Here is a 17,139-nt window from a genome sequence, read left to right as displayed (position 1 = left end):
TCGATCCGGCGATCGCGCGATCCCGTGCGGTCGAACGCCGCCCTGTTCGTCACGATTGGGGAGGAAATATGAGGCGCAAGGTGTACGTCGAGGGATCCCGTCCGGACCTGCGGGTGCCGTTCGCGGAGGTCGAACTGTCGGGGGACAACCCGCCGGTGCGGCTCTACGACACGTCCGGGCCGGGCAGCGATCCCGCCGTCGGGCTGCCGCCGCTGCGCGGCGCCTGGATCGCCGAGCGCGGCGACGTCGCGCCGGTCGCCGGCGCCGGCACGCCGCTGGCGGGAGAGCGGCCCACCCAGCTCGCGTACGCGCGGGCCGGGCTGGTCACCGCCGAGATGGAGTTCGTCGCGATCCGCGAGGGTGTCGAGCCCGAGGTGGTCCGCGAGGAGATCGCGGCCGGGCGGGCCGTGCTGCCGGCCAACGTCAACCACCCGGAGATCGAGCCGATGATCATCGGCGCACGGTTCCTGGTGAAGGTCAACGCCAACATCGGCACGTCCGCGGTCACGTCCTCGATCGCCGAGGAGGTCGACAAGCTCACCTGGGCGACGCGGTGGGGCGCCGACACCGTGATGGACCTGTCGACCGGCAAGCGGATCCACGAGACGCGCGAGTCGATCGTCCGCAACTCGGCAGTGCCGATCGGTACCGTGCCGATCTACCAGGCGCTGGAGAAGGTCGACGGCGACCCGGTCAAGCTGAGCTGGGAGATCTTCCGGGAGACCGTGATCGAGCAGGCCGAGCAGGGCGTCGACTATATGACCGTGCACGCCGGGGTGCTGCTGCCGTACGTGCCGCTGGCCGTCGACCGGGTCACCGGGATCGTGTCGCGCGGCGGCTCGATCATGGCGGCGTGGTGCCTCGCCCATCACACCGAGAACTTCCTCTACACCAACTTCGCCGAGCTCTGCGAGATCCTGGCCCGCTACGACGTCACGTTCTCGCTCGGCGACGGCCTGCGGCCGGGCTCGATCGCGGACGCCAACGACGAGGCGCAGTTCGCGGAGTTGCGGACCCTTGGCGAGCTGACGCATGTCGCCTGGGAGCACGGCGTGCAGGTCATGATCGAAGGGCCGGGACACGTGCCCATGCACAAGATCAAGGAGAATGTGGACCTGCAACAGGAGCTGTGTGCCGGTGCGCCGTTCTACACGCTCGGTCCGCTCACCACGGACATCGCGCCCGCGTACGACCACATCACGTCGGCGATCGGCGCCGCGATGATCGGCATGTTCGGCACCGCGATGCTCTGCTACGTCACGCCGAAGGAGCACCTCGGGCTGCCGGACCGCGACGACGTGAAGGCCGGGGTGATCGCCTACAAGATCGCCGCGCACGCCGCCGACCTGGCCAAGGGCCACCCGGGCGCGCAGGACTGGGACAACGCCCTGAGCAAGGCGCGGTTCGAGTTCCGCTGGGAGGACCAGTTCAACCTGGCGCTCGACCCGGATACCGCCCGGGCGTACCACGACGCGACGCTGCCGGCCGCGCCCGCCAAGACCGCGCACTTCTGCTCGATGTGCGGACCCAAGTTCTGCTCGATGAAGATCACCCAGGAGCTGAAGGAGTACGCCGCCCGCGGGATGAAGGACAAGAGCGACGAGTTCGTGAACGCGGGAGGTCGCGTGTACCTCCCGGTCACGTCGGATCAGAGCTTGTAGAAGTTGACGTAGTGGTCGGGGGTGAACCAGGTCTCGCGGGTGGACCGGTTCACCACGATCCGGTACGCGTCCCGCGCCGCGCCCCGGGCCCGGGGATAGACGTCGTACTCGCTGTAGGTGGCGTTGAGCGGCAGCTGCCGCTCACGGTTCTGGAACGTGCCGCCGGTGTAGTTGTACTGCCCGTACGGCCAGCTGTACCAGCCCGCGCTGGTCGGCCAGCCCAGCGAGCTCCACCCGGTCCGCGCGGTGCGTGCGGCCGAGCAGCGCGACAACGTGCAGGTGGAATAGACCGCCGCCTCGGCGGCCGGTGTGTGCGTCGGCGCCACCACGGCGGGGGCGACGAGGCCGGCGGTGGCGAGCGCGAAGGCGATCGCGATCGCCGACAGCAGGCGGCGTAGACGGGAGGGGCGGTGTGCGTCAGGGGTCATGGCGGACTCCGATGCGTCAGGGCCCATGGCGTTGGGCCGTGACTACATGGTCAGTCCGCCGGCGCGCCCGCGGTACATCCCCGACACGTCATTCCATCGGTGTTCGACTATGTGTTGCCGGCTATTGGCCCAGGCCACTGACCCAGCCCACGTAGTCGGCGTCCCGGCCGTGCCGGGGCTTACCGTCCGGGACCGGGTCGGCGTTGCGCTGCCGCGGCGCCGGAGTCACCGACAGCGGAGCGCTGATCGGATTCGGTTGCGGCAGCGGCGCGCTGATCGCGGTCGGCTCCCGGGTCAGCGGCTCGGCGTTCCGGCCCCGGGCGAACGCGTCGTAGGGCGCGGGCTCGTCGTCGGTGTAGTCGCCGACGGCGACGCCGCCGGGCTGCGGGCGGGCGATGAAGGCGTCCGCGACGTTCGCGCGCCGTCCCTGGCGGCGGGGCTTCTGCGGCTTGCGGCCTGCCGCGGACGGCCCGCTCGGCCGAGCACCGGTCTGCGGCCGGGTAGCCGCCTCGGTGGTCGTCGCCGGCTTGTCGCCGGAGGCGTTCTTCGCCGGGCGGGCGGGTGAGCCGGGCGCCCCGGTGCCGGCGGCGGCGATCTCGGAGTCGGACCGGCCGGTCCGCTTCGGCAGCGGCGGCTTGTCCTGCCCCGGTGCGCCGGCGTCGTCGTCCGGGCCGGGGCCGCGGCGCACGACCGCGGCCAGCACCGAACCGAGCACTCCCGCGCCGGCGGCGGTCATCGCGGCCCAGTAGGGCACCACCTGGTAGCGGTCGTCGCCCGCGCCCGGGCCCGCGATCAGGTACGCGAGCGTCAGCAGCGCCGGACCGGCCAGCCCGGCCAGCGCGACGGTCAGAAGGGGCAGCTCCCGGCGGCGGGCGACCAGGCCGAGCGCCAGGCCGATCAGCAGGGCCAGCGCCGGCATCGTCGCCAGCGCGGTCCGCTGCGTCACCGCGGGCGAGAGGAACCCGGCGTCGAACACCCCGAGCCGGACGGCGGGCAGCGGGTCACTCGGCGCCAGCGACGGCGCGACCGACACCACCGCGACGACCCAGATCGCGATTCCCGTCACGACGATGCTCCACCGCGCCACCGCCTGCGCCAGGGCGGCCCACGCCGCGAAGATGCCGACAAGCGCGCCGAGCCCGGCGCAGATCGCGATCACGACGACCTCGTCGACGCCGGCGACCTGTGCGGTGCGGGCCGGCTGCATGGTCAGCGGCACCACCACGCCGGCGCCGAGCGCCGCCGCGAGGGAGAGCGCCAGCTCGGTGCCGACGCCGAGCCGCACCCGGTCCGGGTACCAGCGCCGCAGCAGCACCGCGCCGGCCAGCGCGCCGGCCGCGGCCGCCACCATCGCGAACCAGGAGATCCACGCGAGCTGCGCCGTCCACTGATCACGCGTGGTCACGTCCAGCACCCGCGTGAGCCGGACGATGCCGAGCCCGTACGCCACACCGAGCTGACTCGCGCCGGCCAGCGCGGCCACGCCGAGGGTCGCCGACAACAGCTTGACCCAGGTCCGAAATGCCATGCCAGGCACGTTACGGGGTGCTCAGGAGCGCGGCCAGTCCACGGCGCGCTTCTTAAGGATGGCCAAACCTCCGGCTAGGCGGAAGCGCCGCCGGCCTTCAACTCAACGATGCGGCCGATATACGCAGTGTCACCCGCGTTGGTAAGCATGTGGGTCTGACCGGGCTCCCGGAAGACCACGCCGCCGGTCTCCTCCTCGACGTCGATCCGCTCGCCCGCGGCCGTGTGGATCACGTTCCGGGCGCCCTGGACGGCGACCACCACGTACGCAAGGCCGTGGTGGTGCAGGGGCTGCGTCTCGCCCGGCTCAAGGGCGATGTGCCAGATCCGCACCTTGTCGTTCTCGAGCATGATCTGCTGCCCGACGGGGCTCAGCGCCTGATCGCTCACAGCTCTCCTACCTGGGGGAGGACCCGGGAAGCGATCAGCTCCACGTGGTCGAGGTCGTCCATCTCGATGATCCGCAGGTGTACCCGGGTCGCGCCGATCGCGGCCAGCTCGCCGATGCGCTGCACGAGCGCGTCCGGCGATCCGACGACCGGGTCCTCCGGCGGCAGGGCGCTCGGCACGTGCAGGGGCGCGGCCCGCCGCTGGGCCTCGGACTCGGTGCGCCCGACGGCGACCACCACGCCCGCCGACAGCCGCAGGTCGCGCCCGTGGCGCGCGGCCGCCTCGCGTACCCGGGAGAAACCCGCCGCCGTCTCCGCGACGGTCTTGAACGGCATGTTGAACTCGTCCGCGAAGCGGGCGGCGATCTCGGGCGTGCGCTTCGGGCCGCGGCCGCCGACGATGATCGGCGGCCCGGGCCGCTGCACCGGCTTGGGCAGCGCGGGCGCGTCCAGCAGCCGGTGGTGCTTGCCGTCGAAGGAGAAGCGCTCGCCCTCCTCGGTCGCCCACAGCCCGGTGATGATCGCGAGTTGTTCTTCCAGCCGGTCGAAGCGCTCGGCCAGCGGCGGGAACGGGATGCCGTACGAGGTGTGTTCGCGCTCCAGCCAGCCGGCGCCCATGCCCAGCTCGACCCGGCCGCCGCTCATCGCGTCCACCTGGGCCACCATGATCGCCAGCGGCCCGGGCAGCCGGAACGTCGCCGAGTTGACGAGCGTGCCCAGCCGGATCCGGGAGGTCTCCCGGGCCAGGCCGGCCAGGGTGATCCAGGCGTCGGTCGGTCCGGGCAGCCCCAGCTCGGCGCCCATCGACTGGTAGTGGTCGGCGCGCAGGAACCCCTCGAACCCCGCGTCCTCGGCGAGTCGGGCCAGCCGTAGCTGGTCCTCGTAGGTGGCGCCGCGGTGCGGCTCGGTGAACAGGCAAACGCGCATGGGCCGTCCTATGCCATCAGCAGTTCGTGCAGCTCCGCGCTACAGCGGGCCACCTCTTCCAGGTGCGCACCCCGGCCGAGCGTGCGGGGCCGGGGGATCTTGATGTCGAGGACCTCGCGGATCCGGCCCGGTCGCGGGCTGAGCACGACCACCCGGTCGGCGAGCAGCACCGCCTCGTCGATCGAATGGGTGACGAAGACGATCGTGGTGCCCAGCTCCATGTGCACCCGTTGCAGCTCTCCGGAGAGCTCCTCGCGGGTCAGCGCGTCCAGCGCGGAGAACGGCTCGTCCATGAGCATCACCCGCGGGTTGGCGATCAGCGAACGGCACAGCGCCACCCGCTGCTGCATGCCGCCGGAGAGCTCGTGCGGCAGCCGCTTCTCGAAACCGGCCAGGCCCGTCATGGCCAGCAACTCGTGCGCGCGCCCCCGGTGCGCCGCCTTGCGCCAGCCGAAGATCTGCACCGGAAGCAGCACGTTGTCGAGCACCGAGCGCCAGGGCAGCAGGGCCGGGCGCTGGAACATCATGGCGATGTCGCGGCGCGGGCGGTCCACCCGGTCGCCGGAGACCCGGACCTCGCCCGCGGTCGCCGGCAGCAGGCCCGCGATCAACCGAAGCAGCGTGGACTTCCCGCAGCCGGAGCGGCCGAGGACGGCGACGAACTCACCCTCGTGCACCTCAAGGTCGATCTCCCGTAGCGCTTCCACAGTGCCGCGACGGCCCGCGAAAGTACGGGAGACGCTGGTGAGACGGATCATCTGCGCGCGCTCCCATAGGGTTGAATCGATGCGCTGACACTGTAGCCATCCGGTGTTGCACAGTGATGATCAGCCCGTCCACAAGGGTGTCCCGGACCCACCTGACATCGATCATCATGTTGGCTTCCCCTACGCTAACGCGCGAGTTTCGCACACCACCTCCCGGCGCCGCGGCACCCTCCGCCCGACGCCGGCCAGCTCAACACCCTCGGTTGGGAAGGAACACGGTGCACAGAAGAACGTTCACTCGCACGCTCGTGGCCGCCGCGTTGGCCACGACCCTCGCCGCCGCAGCCGGTTGCAGCGACGACGCAGACGGCGGCACGGACAGCGGCGCGCAGACGCTGGAGAAGATCACCTATCTGACCTCGTTCGGCAACTTCGGGCGCGACTCATACGCCTACGTCGCGAAGGAGAAGGGCTACTTCCGCGACGCCGGCTTCGACGTCGAGATCAAGGCCGGTGCCGGCAGCGGCGAGAACATCAAGCAGATCGTCGCCGGCACGGCGCAGTTCACGCCGATCGACCTCACCGGCGGCCTGTTCGCCGCGGGCGGCGCGGGCAAGGTCACCGGCTTCACGGCGGTGGCGGCGATCCAGCAGCGCACGATGGCCGCGGTCATGTCGCTCGACGGCTACGGCATCAACTCACCGAAGGACCTCGAGGGCAAGACCGTCGCCGACCTGCCCGGCTCGGTCGTCCGCAGCCTGTTCCCGACCTACGCGAAGGCCGCCAACATTGACCACAACAAGGTCAAGTTCGTGAACGGGACGCCGCAGACGCTGTTCGGCACGCTCGCGCAGCACAAGGTGGACGGCATCGGCCAGTTCGTGGTCGGCAAGCCCACGATCGAGAACATCGCCAAGGGCAAGACCGCGGTGCTCCTGCCGTACAGCGACTACCTCCAGGACCTCTACGGCAACGCGCTGATCACCTCGACCAGCTACGCCAAGGCGAACCCGGAGAAGGTGAAGAAGTTCACCGCGGCCCTGCTCAAGGGCCTCCAGGACTCGATCACCAGCCCGGACGAGGCCGGCAACCTCCTGAAGAAGAACGTGCCGACCGCCGACCCGAAGTCGGCCGCGGCCGAGCTGACGCTGATGAGCCCGTTCGTGCGCTCGGAGGCCTCCGGCGTGCCCGTCGGCGCGCTGGACAGCCAGCGGGTCGCGCGCAGCATCGCCATCCTCCAGGGCTCCGGTCAGATCGAGGCCGGGCTCACGCCCGAGCAGGTCATCGACTTCTCGCTGGTGCCGAACGCCTGATCCGGCTCCGGCACGGGACCCGTCTCACGACGGGCGGGCCCCGTGCCGCCGGGGAGTGGGAGCTTCATAGATGACCGGCCTGGCGACGGCCCCTGTCCCCGACGCGGCGACCCCGGCGGAACCCGCGCGCCGCCGCACCCTCTCGGCCGTGGTCTGGCCCGTGTTCGGCCTGGCCATCGCGCTCGCCGTCTGGTGGGCCTGCACCGAGATCTTCGCGATCAACACGGTCGTGCTGCCGTCGCCGCCCGAGGTGGTCGACGGTTTCCAGCGGTACCGCGAGTTCCTGCTCACCGAGACCTGGCACACCGCGTACGCGACGCTGCTGGGCTTCGGCCTGTCCGTGCTGGTCGGCGTGCTGATCGGCGTCGCCATCGCGGCGTGGCGGCCATTCGAGCGGATGTTCTCGCCGCTGCTCGTCGCGTTCAACGCGGTGCCGAAGGTGGCGCTCGCGCCGCTCATGCTGATCTGGTTCGGCTACGGCCGCACGCCGATCCTGGCGATGGCGTTCATGGTCTGCTTCTTCCCGATCGTGCTGTCCACCGCGACCGGCCTGACCAGCACCCCGGCCGACCTGGCCGAGCTGGCCCGGTCGATGGACGCCTCCCGGTCGCAGACCTTCGCCCGGGTGCGGCTGCCCGCGGCTTTACCGCAGATCTTCGTCGGGCTCAAGGTGGCGATGCCACTCGCGGTCATCGGCGTGGTGGTCGGCGAGATGCAGTACGGCGAGAGCGGCCTCGGCACGATCATCGTGCAGACCAGTGGCCAGGGTGACACCGCTACGGCATTCGCCGCGATCACTCTGCTTGCGGTGATCAGCATTGTCTTCTATTACATCCTGGTGCTCGGGGAAAGACTACTGCTCCCGTGGGTTCGGGCGACTACCTCGAGCCGCTGACGCGTACGCGAAAAAGCCGGTCGGCGAGAACGCCGGCCGGCTTTTCCGTGCGTGAATCCGTCAGCTGAGCAGCCGCCAGCGGCCGCTGCGCGCCACCAGCAGGGTCAGCGCCTGCGGCATCAGCCCGGAGTGGTTGTCCGGGGTGAGGCGGATCGGGCCGGAGAGGCCGTCGGTCTGCGAGGTCTCCAGCACGTCCCGGATCCGCTGGCGGTCGCCGCCCACCTTGGCGACGGCGTCGGCGATCAGGTCGACCGCGTCCGCCGCGAACGACGCGACACCCGAGTAGGTGCCGTACCGGGAGGTGTAGTCGCGGAACCACTGCTTGCGGGTGGCCTTCGCCGGCGTCGTCGCGATCACGTCGTCGATCGCCAGGATCTGGGTGAAGACCATCGTCGTCTTGTCGGTGGCGGCCCTGGCCGCCTGCGGCAGGAACAGGTCGCCGGCGGCGGCCGCGTCGAAGTAGACCTCGCCGGCGTAGGCGGCCGCCTTCGCGCTGGTGGCGGCGAGGGTCGCCTGGTCGCTGCCGGCCCAGACGACGAGCGCGTCCGGCGCGGCGTCGGTGAGCGTGCCGACGGTCTGGGTGATGTCGGTGGCGGTCGGCTTGACCGACAGGGCGGCCGTCACGTTGATGCCGGCCTTCTTGAGCTCGGCCATCATCTTGGTCTTGCCGCCGCGGCCGTACAGGTCGTCGGAGTAGAGCAGCGCGGCGGTCCGGGTCCGCTTGCGGATCAGCTCGGCGACCAGCGCCGCGGAGCTGTCGGTCGAGTTCGGGCCGAGCTTGAAGACGTACCGCCGGCTCTCGACCGGGGTGGTGACCTCGTCGGCCGCGGCCAGCGCGATCGTCGGGATCTTCTGATCGTTGATCGTCTTGGCGGCGCCGACCACGCAGGCGTCGCAGGAGCCGGTGATCACGGCGGCGACCGTCTCGTCCTGCGCGAACGTGCTGATGTTGCGCAGCGACGCGGTCGGGTCGGACCGGTTGTCCAGTACGCGAAGGACCAGCTTGCGCTCGCCGAGGACGCCGGACGCGTTGACCTGCTCGACCTTGAGCTGGAGCGCGCGGGTGTATGCGAAGTCGACCGTCGCGCCCGAGGCCAGGTCGGCGCCGATCACGATGTCGGCGGCCTCGCCGGATTCGGTGTCCGAGTCGCAGCCCGTGAGCGGGGTGACGATGAGCGTCGCCGCGATCACGGACGCCGTCAGACGTCGGGGGAGCCTCACTGCGGGTGCCTCCTAGGGGGCGGAGCACGGGTTTGAACCATCTCGGCGGGCGCAACGTTGTCCGGTGTGGACCGCGGGAACACGGACAGTCCGTCCGTCCAATCGCGCCAAACCTTGCCAACGTGAAGGTCCCTGGTCAAGCTGTGCCGAATATGGTGAGCGGGATAGCTTTCCCACATAGTGGTTGGAATCTTGATGCATATGCGTCACTGCACCAACACGGATAGTTATCACGATTACATTCGTGCACTTCAACGCCTACGCATTGTCGATTGTTGAACCGAATGGGTGATTGCCATCGCGTTGTGAACGCTGTTTCCGGAACGTCTCAGGCTTCCCAAACGGTTGCCGGTTCTGATGAAATCGCGGCCGTGCCGCGTGTGGCACCAGCCCTGCCGCTTGATTCGGCTGGGCCCGGGAGACAGCACTCGGGCGGGCGCAGAGATGCGGGGATGACCAGCGAGGAGATGTCGTGAGCACCGGTTCTTCGGCCCAGGCTTCGACCTATCCCGCGGGCGGCACCGAGTTACCCCCGGGTAGCGGTGCGGACGCCGGCCGGTCGAGCGGGTTCGGCACCCGGGAGCGGCGTGGCCGCATCCCCCGGCTCCGGGACGCCAGGATCCGTTCCAAACTGGCACTGATTCTCTTCGTGCCGCTGCTCGCGGTCCTCGCGCTCGCCACCGTCCGCCTCGTCGACGTCGGCGGAAGGGCGCTCGACGCCCGCCAGGTCGAGGACCTGACCCGGCTGTCCACCGACATCTCCCGGCTCACGCAGTACCTGCACAAGGAGCGGATGGCGGCGGCGCAGTACCTCGCAGACCCGGCGGCCAAGCCGGACGGGTTCAACGCCGCGATCGAGCAGAGCGACGCCCGGATCCAGGAGTACACAGCGGACCGTGCCGAGCTCGACGAGCCGCCGGCCGCCGTGGCCGACCGGCTCACCCGGATCGACGACCACCTACAGACGATGGACGCGACCCGGACGAAGATCACCGATCGCGACGAGATCGCGATCTCCGAGGCGGTGCTGCGCTACAGCGTCGTGATCACCGACCTCGTCGGCTACGGCGAGGTGCTGAGCCAGTACGCGGGCGAGGGCACCGTCGCCGACAGCCTGCGAGCCGTTTCCGCGTTCGCCCGGGCCAAGGCCGGCACCGCCGAGCAGGAAGCGGTCGCCTACGCGGCCCGCGCCTCCGGCGACCTCAGCGCCGAGCAACTCTCCGTCTTCACCGCCACCCAGACCAGCCAGCAGGAGGCCCTGGAGGGCTTCGCCCTGGTCGCCACCCCGGCGCAGCGGTCGCTTGTGGACAACACGGTGACCGGCGACGCGGTCAACCTGGCCGACGGAATCGCCACCCGGCTCAGCCGCTCCGACCCGATCGAGCCGCTGGAGATCACCCAGTCCTTCGGCGCGGTGGTCGACCTGATGCGCTGGGCCGAGCAGCGGCTCGAGCAGCAGACCCTCGCCGAGGCCGTCGACGAGAGCTCCTCGGTCGCCCGCCAGGCCGCGGTGGAGACCAGCCTGGTCCTGCTCACCCTGATCCTCGCCGTCGCGCTCGCCGTGGTGCTGGCCCGCTCGCTCAACCAGTCGCTGCGCCGGCTGCGCGAGGGCGCGCTGGCGGTGGCCAACCGCGACCTGCCCGACGCGGTCGCCCGGCTGCGCGACGCCCGCAACCTGGGCGACGGCGGCGCCGACGACATCGTCAGGCAGGTGCGCGACCCGATCCGGCTCAACAACCGCGACGAGGTCGGCCAGGTGGCGCAGGCGTTCAACGTCGTGCACCGCGAGGCCGTACGCATCGCGGCCGAGCAGGCCGCCCTGCGGACCAGCGTCTCGGCGATGTTCCTCAACCTGGCCCGCCGCTCGCAGAGCCTGGTCGACCGGATGATCGGCGAACTGGACCAGATCGAGCGCGGCGAGGAGGACCCGAAGCGGCTCGCCCAGCTCTTCGAGCTCGACCACCTCGCCACCCGGATGCGCCGCAACGACGAGAACCTGCTGGTTCTCGCCGGCGCCGACTCCAGCGCGCCGCGCCGCGAGGACGCCCTGGTCGTCGACGCCCTGCGCGCCGCGCAGTCCGAGGTCGAGCTCTACAACCGCATCGAGTTCGGCACCGTCGACACCGACATCTCCATCATGGCCGTCGCCGTGAACGACGTCGTCCGCCTCGTCGCCGAACTGCTCGACAACGCCACCCGCTTCTCGCCGCCGAACACGGTGGTGGTCGCGGACGGCCGGCGCATCCGCGACTACGTGGTGATCCAGGTGGAGGACCGCGGCCTCGGCATGTCCGAGGAGCAGATGGACTCGCTGAACCGCCGGCTTGCCGAGACGCCCGACGTCGACGTCGCCGCGTTCCGCCTGATGGGCCTGGCCGTCGTCAGCCGCCTCGCCAGCCGTTACGGCATCCGGGTCGAGCTGCGGGCCAACATCGAGGGCGGCACCGTCGCCCAGGTGGTGCTCCCGAACCACATCGTCATCCTGCCGAACAGCCGGTCGGTGGACGGGCCGCGCGGCAACCGGCAGCTCGACCCCGGCCCGGCGAGCTGGAACGACCCGATGCCGCTCGGCCGCTCCAGCGCCGCGACGGCGACCCTGCCGGCCGTCTCCGGAGAACCGTGGGGCCAGCGCTCCGGCGGCTTCCCCGCCATCACCGCGCAGCAGCCGCCCCATCCGCAACTGCCGGTACCGCCCTCGCACCTGCCGGGTCGCGGCAACGACCTGCCGAGCCCGGACCGCCCGGCGCTGCCCAAGCGCGGCGACGCACAGCCCGGCGAGCGGCCGCCCCTGCCGGTCCGCGTCCCGCAGCCGGCGGATCCCGCGCCGGCGTACGGCGCCGGCTCGCCGACGATGGCCTATCCGGCGGTGACCACCGCGGCACCGGACCGGGGGGTCCAGCAGGACTACGCGCCGGCGACGGGCTTCGTCACCCCCGACGGCGCCAGGATCCCGGCGCCGAGGCGCCCGTCGAGCCCCAACCCGAACGGCTGGGGGGCCGCGCTCGCCTCCATGCCTCCGGCGCCGGCGCCCCCGGTACCCGCGCTGGCCGGCGAGACCGGCGAGACCTCGCCGATCTTCCTCGAGATGCAGCAGAGCTGGTTCAAGGGCCACGACGGGCCGATCACCGGGGAATGGAGCATGCCGACCGCGGGCTATGCGCCACCCCCGAACCAGCCGCAGTCACCGGCCGCGATGGCGGCGCCGGTCTCGGCACCCGTCTCGGCACCCGCCGCGGCACCCGTCTCGGCACCCGCTGCGGCGCCGGTCTCGGCCCCGGTCGCCGCGGCCGCCCCGATGGCGCCCCCGGCGCCCGTGGCACCGCCGGTCTCCAAGCCACAGAACGCAGGGCACAATGGTTCGCGGTCGGCGGACGCCGGCTCGGACAACGGTGCGCAGACGGTGCCCCGGCCACGCCGGTCGGCCGAGGAAGCCTGGCGCACCGCCGCCGACGATGGATGGCAGCGGGCGATGGCGGCGGCGGAACCCGTCGTCAACGACACCACCCGCTCCGGACTACCCAAGCGGGTTCCACAGGCCCAGCTCGTCCCCGGTGGCGTGCAGGACGGCCCGCGCAACCAGAACCGTCGCAGCCCGGATGAGGTGCGCGGCCTCCTTTCCGCGTACCACCGAGGTGTGCAACGCGGGCGTACGGCCGGCAGTGAAGAAACAGCTGTCGTGAACGCCCCCGCTCCGAAGGAGAACAAACAGTGACCAGGCCCCCCACCATGCAGGACATGGGCTGGCTGCTCAGCAACTTCGCCGACAGCGTGGCAGGCATCGCGCACGTCGTCGCGGTCTCGGCGGACGGCCTGCTGCTGGCCTCGTCCCGGGACCTGCCGGCCGACCGCGCCGATCAGCTCGCCGCGATCACGTCGGGCGTCGTCAGCCTCACTGACGGCGCCTCGCGCATGTTCAACGCCGGCGAGGTGCAGCAGACCATCATCGAGATGGACAGCGGATACCTCTTCCTGATGTCCATCAGCGACGGATCGTCGATGGCGGTGCTCGCGGCGCGCAGCTGCGACGTCGGTCAGGTCGGCTACGAAATGGCTCTGCTGGTCGAGCGGGTCGGCGCCGCCCTGGTGCCCGCACCCCGTGAAGCCGTCGCGCACCAGGTCTGACCTGGAGCGATATACGCGCCAGAAGCCGCTGAACGCCGGAAGGAGGTGACCGCACGATGGGAGAGCCGCATGATCCCAGGGGCAACCTGGTCCGTCCATATGCGGTCACCCGGGGCCGGACGGAGCCGAGGCGCGACATTCCCATCGAGGCGGTGCTGGTCGCCAGCCAGCCCGCCGTTCAGGAGGCCCGGTTCGCCGGGCATGACAAATACCGCATCGCCGTGCTGTGCGAGCCGCGGGCGCAGTCGCTGGCCGAGATCGCGGCCTACAGCAGGCTCGCGCTCGGTGTGGCCCGGGTTCTTGTCGCCGACATGGTCGCCGACGGGCTTTTGACGCTGCACAGTGCCGCTCCCAAACAAGGCTTCACGGAGCGGATGGATCTGCTGGAAAGGGTGTTGAGTGGACTTCGCAAGCTCTGAGCGGGCGGGGGCGCAACCCAAGGAGATCACCTCCGCGAAGATCGTCGTAGCCGGCGGTTTCGGCGTAGGCAAGACGACCCTTGTCGGCGCGGTCTCCGAGATCGAGCCCCTGACCACCGAGGCCGTGATGACCTCTGCTGGTCAGGGCATCGATGACGCGTCCAAGGTGCCCGGCAAGGAGACCACAACGGTCGCCATGGACTTCGGCCGCATAACGATGGCCGAGGACCTGATCCTCTACCTCTTCGGCACGCCCGGCCAGACCCGGTTCTGGTTCATGTGGGACGAGCTGATCAGGGGCGCGGTCGGTGCGGCCGTCCTGGTGGACACCCGGCGCATCTCCGACGCCTTCGCGCCGCTGGACTATTTCGAGAACCGGCACCTGCCGTACCTGGTGGCGCTGAACTGCTTCGACGGCGCTCCCCGGTACGAACCGGAAGAGGTCCGCGAGGCCCTGGCCATCGCGCCGCACGTCCCACTGATCATGTGCGACGCGCGGCACCGGGACTCGGTGAAGACGGTACTGGTCGGGGTGGTCGAGCACGCGATGGCGACCCTCGTGGCCGAGCAGGGCAGAGGATTCCCGGCGACCGTCGGCTGATCCTCACAGCGGGCGGTCTGCTTGTACCAACGGGCGGGCCGCTTGCCGGTCGCGCCCGTCAGGCGGGCAGCCGGTAGCCGCGTTTCACGACCGTCTGGATCACGCCAGGCGCTCCCAGGCCGGCCCGGAGCCGGGCCACCGCCATCTCCACCGCGTGTTCGTCGGCCCCCCGGGGCAGGGCCCGGAGCAGGGCCGCCCGGGACAGCACCCGGCCCGGCATCGCGGCCAGCGCCCGCAGAACCGCCATCGGTGCCGGCGCCAGCGGCCTCAGGTCGCCGTCCACGATCGCCGCGTGGCCGCGCAGCACGAGGGTGTGACCCGCCACCTCAAGCCTTATCGCCCTCTTGGGCAGTTCGTCGACGATTGTCCGGACCAGCGCGCTCAGCCGGGCCCGGGCCGGCGTCACCACCGGGATGTCGTGGCGGCGCAGCGGCGCCGCCGTCACCGGGCCGACGCAGGCCGTCAGAATGTCGCCGCGAAGGGCGTCCAGCAGCGTGTCCGTGCTCGGGCCCGCCGCGCTCAGCAGCGCGGTGACCGCCGGGGCCGAGGTGAACGTCACGGCGTCCACGAGGCGGCCCGCGATCAGGTCCACTAGGCGGTGCAGGGGCGCCGGGTCCAGCGGGGCCGCCCACCGGTACACCGGTACCTCGATCACCCGGGCCTTGGCCGCCTCCAGCGCCTCCGTGTACTCCGGCTGGCTCTCGCCGTGCAGCTGCATCGCCACCGTCATGCCGGCGATGCCGCGGGCCGCGAGGTGCTCGACCACCTCCGCATAGCTCTCGCCCTCCGGCGACCACTGGTCGTGCAGGCCGGCCGATCTGGTCGCCGCGCGGGCCTTCGGGCCCCTCGCCACCAGATATGCCCGGGAGAGCACCGCCCGCAGCGGCTCAGCCAGGCCCCAGCCCTCCGCGGCCTCCAGCCAGCCGCGCATGCCGATCCCCGTGTTGACAAGCACGATGTCCGGGGGCGTCTCCAGGCAGGCCCGGGTCGCCGCCCGCAGCACGGCGTCGTCCGCGATCGGGACTATGCGCAGCGCCGGTGCGATGACCACGCGCGCGCCGCGGCTCTCCAACAGCGCCGCCAGCTCGTCGCGCCGGCGGTCGGATGTCACGCCGATCGTGTATCCGGACAACGAGGCCGTCGGCGCCGCCAGCGCCGATGCCGTGATCACGGTTCTTCGCGGTCTCCCGGTCCGGTCCGTCATCCGGCGATCCGCCCTCCACACACCCTCGTGCGGGGAGGGCCCTTGAGAAGCCGCGGCGTGACCGGCCGGTCCACCGAAGGGCACGCTCGGAGATCGTCGTCCTCAGCGTCGACCCGCTCCCATGTCACGCTTACGTTCTCCGCCGTACCTCCGGCCGGCGCACGCCGCGGCCCTGTGCCGAGCCGCAGTACCGGCTCGGCGGACACCGCCAGGTCCGTCCTCAACCCTGGCGGCGGCTCGTGGGTGGTGCTCCTGAACGCACTGCCGGGCCGGAGCCCTGGCCGCGTCGTCGCGGTGACCGCACCACTCGCCATGTCCGGAAGCGTGCCGGGGGGTAATTTCGGACTCGGGTCCCGTATGTTTCGAACCTGCTAAGAGGCATTCACGTACGCTGGGTACCACCGTGGGTGGGATCACGCAGCCCCGTGTCGGCGCGCCGCGGGGCACCGCCTAAACTGGGGGCGCTACGTTATCCGGTCCCGTCTGCATGGCGGGCCCAACCGCCCGTTTTGACCGCGCGCCGCGCAGGCGGGTATTGTTGCCTGCTGTTGTGCGACAGCTGCGAGCGTACCCATTCGGGGTATGTTTGATGTTCGTGCTCCTTGCGACCAGCGCGCGCCCCCAGACCGACGACGAGACAAGGTAATTCTGTGCGTACGTACAGCCCGAAGCCGGGTGAGATCGAGCGTCAGTGGCACATCATCGACGCCTCCGACGTCGTTCTGGGCCGGCTCGCCACCCACACCGCCACCCTCCTGCGGGGTAAGCACAAGCCCACGTTCGCCCCGCACGTCGACACCGGCGACTTCGTGGTGATCATCAACGCGGGCAAGGTCGCGCTGACCGGCAACAAGCGGCAGACCAAGGTCGCGTACCGGCACTCCGGCTACCCGGGCGGCCTCAAGAAGGTCGGCTACGAGGAGCTGCTGTCGAAGCGCCCCGAGCACGCGGTCGAGCTGGCCGTCAAGGGCATGCTCCCGCACAACAAGCTCGCACGTCAGATCCTCAAGAAGCTGAAGGTCTACCCGGGCGCCGAGCACCCGCACGCCGCGCAGCAGCCGGTGCCGTTCGAAATCAAGCAGATCGCGCAGTGAGCGCGGGCGAAGGAAACAGCATGACCGACATCGTCGAGCCCGAGGTCGTCGAGACCGTCGAGGAGCCGGCCGCCGAGGCCCCCGCCGAGACTGTCGTGGTCGTCGAGGCGCCGGCGCCTGCCGTTCGCGCCCCGCGCCCGGGTGACCGTCCGATCCAGACCGTCGGCCGCCGCAAGGAGGCCATCGTCCGGGTGCGCCTCGTGCCCGGCAGCGGCAAGATCACCTGCAACGGTCGCGACCTGGACGCCTACTTCCCGAGCAAGGTGCACCAGCAGCTCATCCGCGAGCCGCTGAGCACCGCCGAGAAGGCCGAGCAGTTCGACGTGATCGCGAACCTGCGTGGCGGTGGCATCACCGGCCAGGCCGGCGCCCTGCGCCTCGGCATCGCCCGCGCGCTCATCACGAACGACCCGGACGACCGCCCCGCCCTGAAGAAGGCCGGCTTCCTGACGCGGGACTCCCGGGTCAAGGAGAGCAAGAAGTACGGTCTCAAGAAGGCCCGCAAGGCTCCGCAGTACTCGAAGCGCTGATCGCAGCGCTCGTCTTGCACCACGTCTGACCGACGGCCGGGTGCGCTCCCTCGCTTGGGGGCGTGCCCGGCCGTCCGCGTTTCCCTCCTCACACAAAAACT

The 17,139-nt window shown here is 71.0% G+C and carries 16 protein-coding genes; 9 read left to right on the top strand and 7 right to left on the bottom strand.

Going from position 1 to position 17,139, the window contains the following annotated elements; all coding sequences use genetic code 11:
* Positions 1-68: 68 nt before the first annotated feature.
* Positions 69-1,661, top strand: a complete 1,593-nt coding sequence (thiC, locus tag BJ971_RS35270; RefSeq protein WP_184997619.1) for a phosphomethylpyrimidine synthase ThiC — start codon at positions 69-71, stop codon at positions 1,659-1,661.
* Here thiC and BJ971_RS35265 read toward each other — a convergent pair.
* From BJ971_RS35265 to BJ971_RS35245, 5 genes are all read right to left on the bottom strand, one after another.
* Complete coding sequence (locus BJ971_RS35265) at positions 1,649-2,089, bottom strand: ribonuclease domain-containing protein (RefSeq protein ID WP_184997618.1); 441 nt, start codon at positions 2,087-2,089, stop codon at positions 1,649-1,651. The two genes, thiC and BJ971_RS35265, sit on opposite strands and share 13 nt — an antisense overlap.
* 121 nt (positions 2,090-2,210) lie before the next feature.
* Entirely contained in the window at positions 2,211-3,617 is a 1,407-nt protein-coding gene (locus tag BJ971_RS35260) for a hypothetical protein (protein ID WP_184997617.1), read from the bottom strand.
* Between the two features lie 74 nt (positions 3,618-3,691).
* A complete protein-coding gene (locus BJ971_RS35255) occupies positions 3,692-3,967 on the bottom strand; it encodes a cupin domain-containing protein (protein WP_184999274.1) in 276 nt (91 codons plus the stop codon).
* 35 nt (positions 3,968-4,002) lie between these two features.
* Entirely contained in the window at positions 4,003-4,932 is a 930-nt protein-coding gene (locus BJ971_RS35250; protein WP_184997616.1) for an LLM class F420-dependent oxidoreductase, read from the bottom strand.
* 8 nt (positions 4,933-4,940) lie between these two features.
* Positions 4,941-5,690, bottom strand: coding sequence for an ABC transporter ATP-binding protein (locus BJ971_RS35245; protein WP_184997615.1), 750 nt, complete (start codon positions 5,688-5,690; stop codon positions 4,941-4,943).
* A 227-nt stretch (positions 5,691-5,917) separates the two neighbouring features.
* Here BJ971_RS35245 and BJ971_RS35240 point away from each other — a divergent pair, with 227 nt between their 5' ends.
* Complete coding sequence (locus BJ971_RS35240; RefSeq protein ID WP_239087851.1) at positions 5,918-6,952, top strand: ABC transporter substrate-binding protein; 1,035 nt, start codon at positions 5,918-5,920, stop codon at positions 6,950-6,952.
* Positions 6,953-7,022: 70 nt separating this feature from the next.
* Complete coding sequence (locus BJ971_RS35235; protein ID WP_184997613.1) at positions 7,023-7,847, top strand: ABC transporter permease; 825 nt, start codon at positions 7,023-7,025, stop codon at positions 7,845-7,847.
* Between the two features lie 60 nt (positions 7,848-7,907).
* Here BJ971_RS35235 and BJ971_RS35230 read toward each other — a convergent pair whose 3' ends face one another.
* Positions 7,908-9,068: an ABC transporter substrate-binding protein gene (locus tag BJ971_RS35230; protein ID WP_184997612.1), complete on the bottom strand. Its 1,161-nt coding sequence runs from the start codon at positions 9,066-9,068 to the stop codon at positions 7,908-7,910.
* A 472-nt stretch (positions 9,069-9,540) separates the two neighbouring features.
* Here BJ971_RS35230 and BJ971_RS35225 point away from each other — a divergent pair, with 472 nt between their 5' ends.
* The 4 genes from BJ971_RS35225 to BJ971_RS35210 are packed head-to-tail and all read left to right on the top strand — an operon-like array spanning position 9,541 to position 14,210.
* Positions 9,541-12,780 (top strand): sensor histidine kinase, encoded by a 3,240-nt coding sequence (locus tag BJ971_RS35225; protein WP_184997611.1) that lies wholly within the window; start codon positions 9,541-9,543, stop codon positions 12,778-12,780.
* On the top strand, positions 12,777-13,190 hold the full coding sequence (locus tag BJ971_RS35220) for a roadblock/LC7 domain-containing protein (RefSeq protein WP_184997610.1): 414 nt from the start codon (positions 12,777-12,779) through the stop codon (positions 13,188-13,190). Before BJ971_RS35225 ends, BJ971_RS35220 begins: the two co-directional genes overlap by 4 nt.
* A 56-nt stretch (positions 13,191-13,246) precedes the next feature.
* Positions 13,247-13,609: a DUF742 domain-containing protein gene (locus BJ971_RS35215; RefSeq protein ID WP_184997609.1), complete on the top strand. Its 363-nt coding sequence runs from the start codon at positions 13,247-13,249 to the stop codon at positions 13,607-13,609.
* Positions 13,590-14,210: a GTP-binding protein gene (locus BJ971_RS35210; protein ID WP_184997608.1), complete on the top strand. Its 621-nt coding sequence runs from the start codon at positions 13,590-13,592 to the stop codon at positions 14,208-14,210. The genes BJ971_RS35215 and BJ971_RS35210 overlap by 20 nt, the downstream gene beginning before the upstream one ends.
* 58 nt (positions 14,211-14,268) lie before the next feature.
* On the opposite strand, the gene BJ971_RS35205 is transcribed toward BJ971_RS35210, so the two are convergent.
* Positions 14,269-15,381 (bottom strand): uroporphyrinogen-III synthase, encoded by a 1,113-nt coding sequence (locus BJ971_RS35205; protein ID WP_377885364.1) that lies wholly within the window; start codon positions 15,379-15,381, stop codon positions 14,269-14,271.
* Positions 15,382-16,064: 683 nt separating this feature from the next.
* Between BJ971_RS35205 and rplM the strand changes: the two genes are divergently transcribed.
* Both rplM and rpsI read left to right on the top strand, forming a co-directional pair.
* A complete protein-coding gene (gene rplM, locus BJ971_RS35200) occupies positions 16,065-16,508 on the top strand; it encodes a 50S ribosomal protein L13 (RefSeq protein WP_184997606.1) in 444 nt (147 codons plus the stop codon).
* A gap of 20 nt (positions 16,509-16,528) precedes the next feature.
* Entirely contained in the window at positions 16,529-17,038 is a 510-nt protein-coding gene (gene rpsI, locus BJ971_RS35195) for a 30S ribosomal protein S9 (RefSeq protein ID WP_221478910.1), read from the top strand.
* Positions 17,039-17,139 lie beyond the last annotated feature (101 nt).

The organism is Amorphoplanes digitatis (assembly GCF_014205335.1).
Lineage (GTDB): Bacteria > Actinomycetota > Actinomycetes > Mycobacteriales > Micromonosporaceae > Actinoplanes > Actinoplanes digitatus.
Note: the sequence above shows the minus strand (reverse complement) of the source record. Positions and strands in the feature narration are given on the sequence as shown.

Excerpts from the sequence above, each read along its gene's own strand:
- BJ971_RS35250 (WP_184997616.1), bottom strand. The coding sequence starts at position 4,932 with ATGCGCGTTTGCCTGTTCACCGAGCCGCACCGCGGCGCCACCTACGAG.
- BJ971_RS35245 (WP_184997615.1), bottom strand. The coding sequence starts at position 5,690 with ATGATCCGTCTCACCAGCGTCTCCCGTACTTTCGCGGGCCGTCGCGGC.
- BJ971_RS35265 (WP_184997618.1), bottom strand. The coding sequence starts at position 2,089 with ATGACCCCTGACGCACACCGCCCCTCCCGTCTACGCCGCCTGCTGTCG.
- BJ971_RS35260 (WP_184997617.1), bottom strand. The coding sequence starts at position 3,617 with ATGGCATTTCGGACCTGGGTCAAGCTGTTGTCGGCGACCCTCGGCGTG.
- BJ971_RS35255 (WP_184999274.1), bottom strand. The coding sequence starts at position 3,967 with ATGCTCGAGAACGACAAGGTGCGGATCTGGCACATCGCCCTTGAGCCG.
- thiC (WP_184997619.1), top strand. The coding sequence starts at position 69 with ATGAGGCGCAAGGTGTACGTCGAGGGATCCCGTCCGGACCTGCGGGTG.
- BJ971_RS35215 (WP_184997609.1), top strand. The coding sequence starts at position 13,247 with ATGGGAGAGCCGCATGATCCCAGGGGCAACCTGGTCCGTCCATATGCG.
- rpsI (WP_221478910.1), top strand. The coding sequence starts at position 16,529 with ATGACCGACATCGTCGAGCCCGAGGTCGTCGAGACCGTCGAGGAGCCG.
- BJ971_RS35235 (WP_184997613.1), top strand. The coding sequence starts at position 7,023 with ATGACCGGCCTGGCGACGGCCCCTGTCCCCGACGCGGCGACCCCGGCG.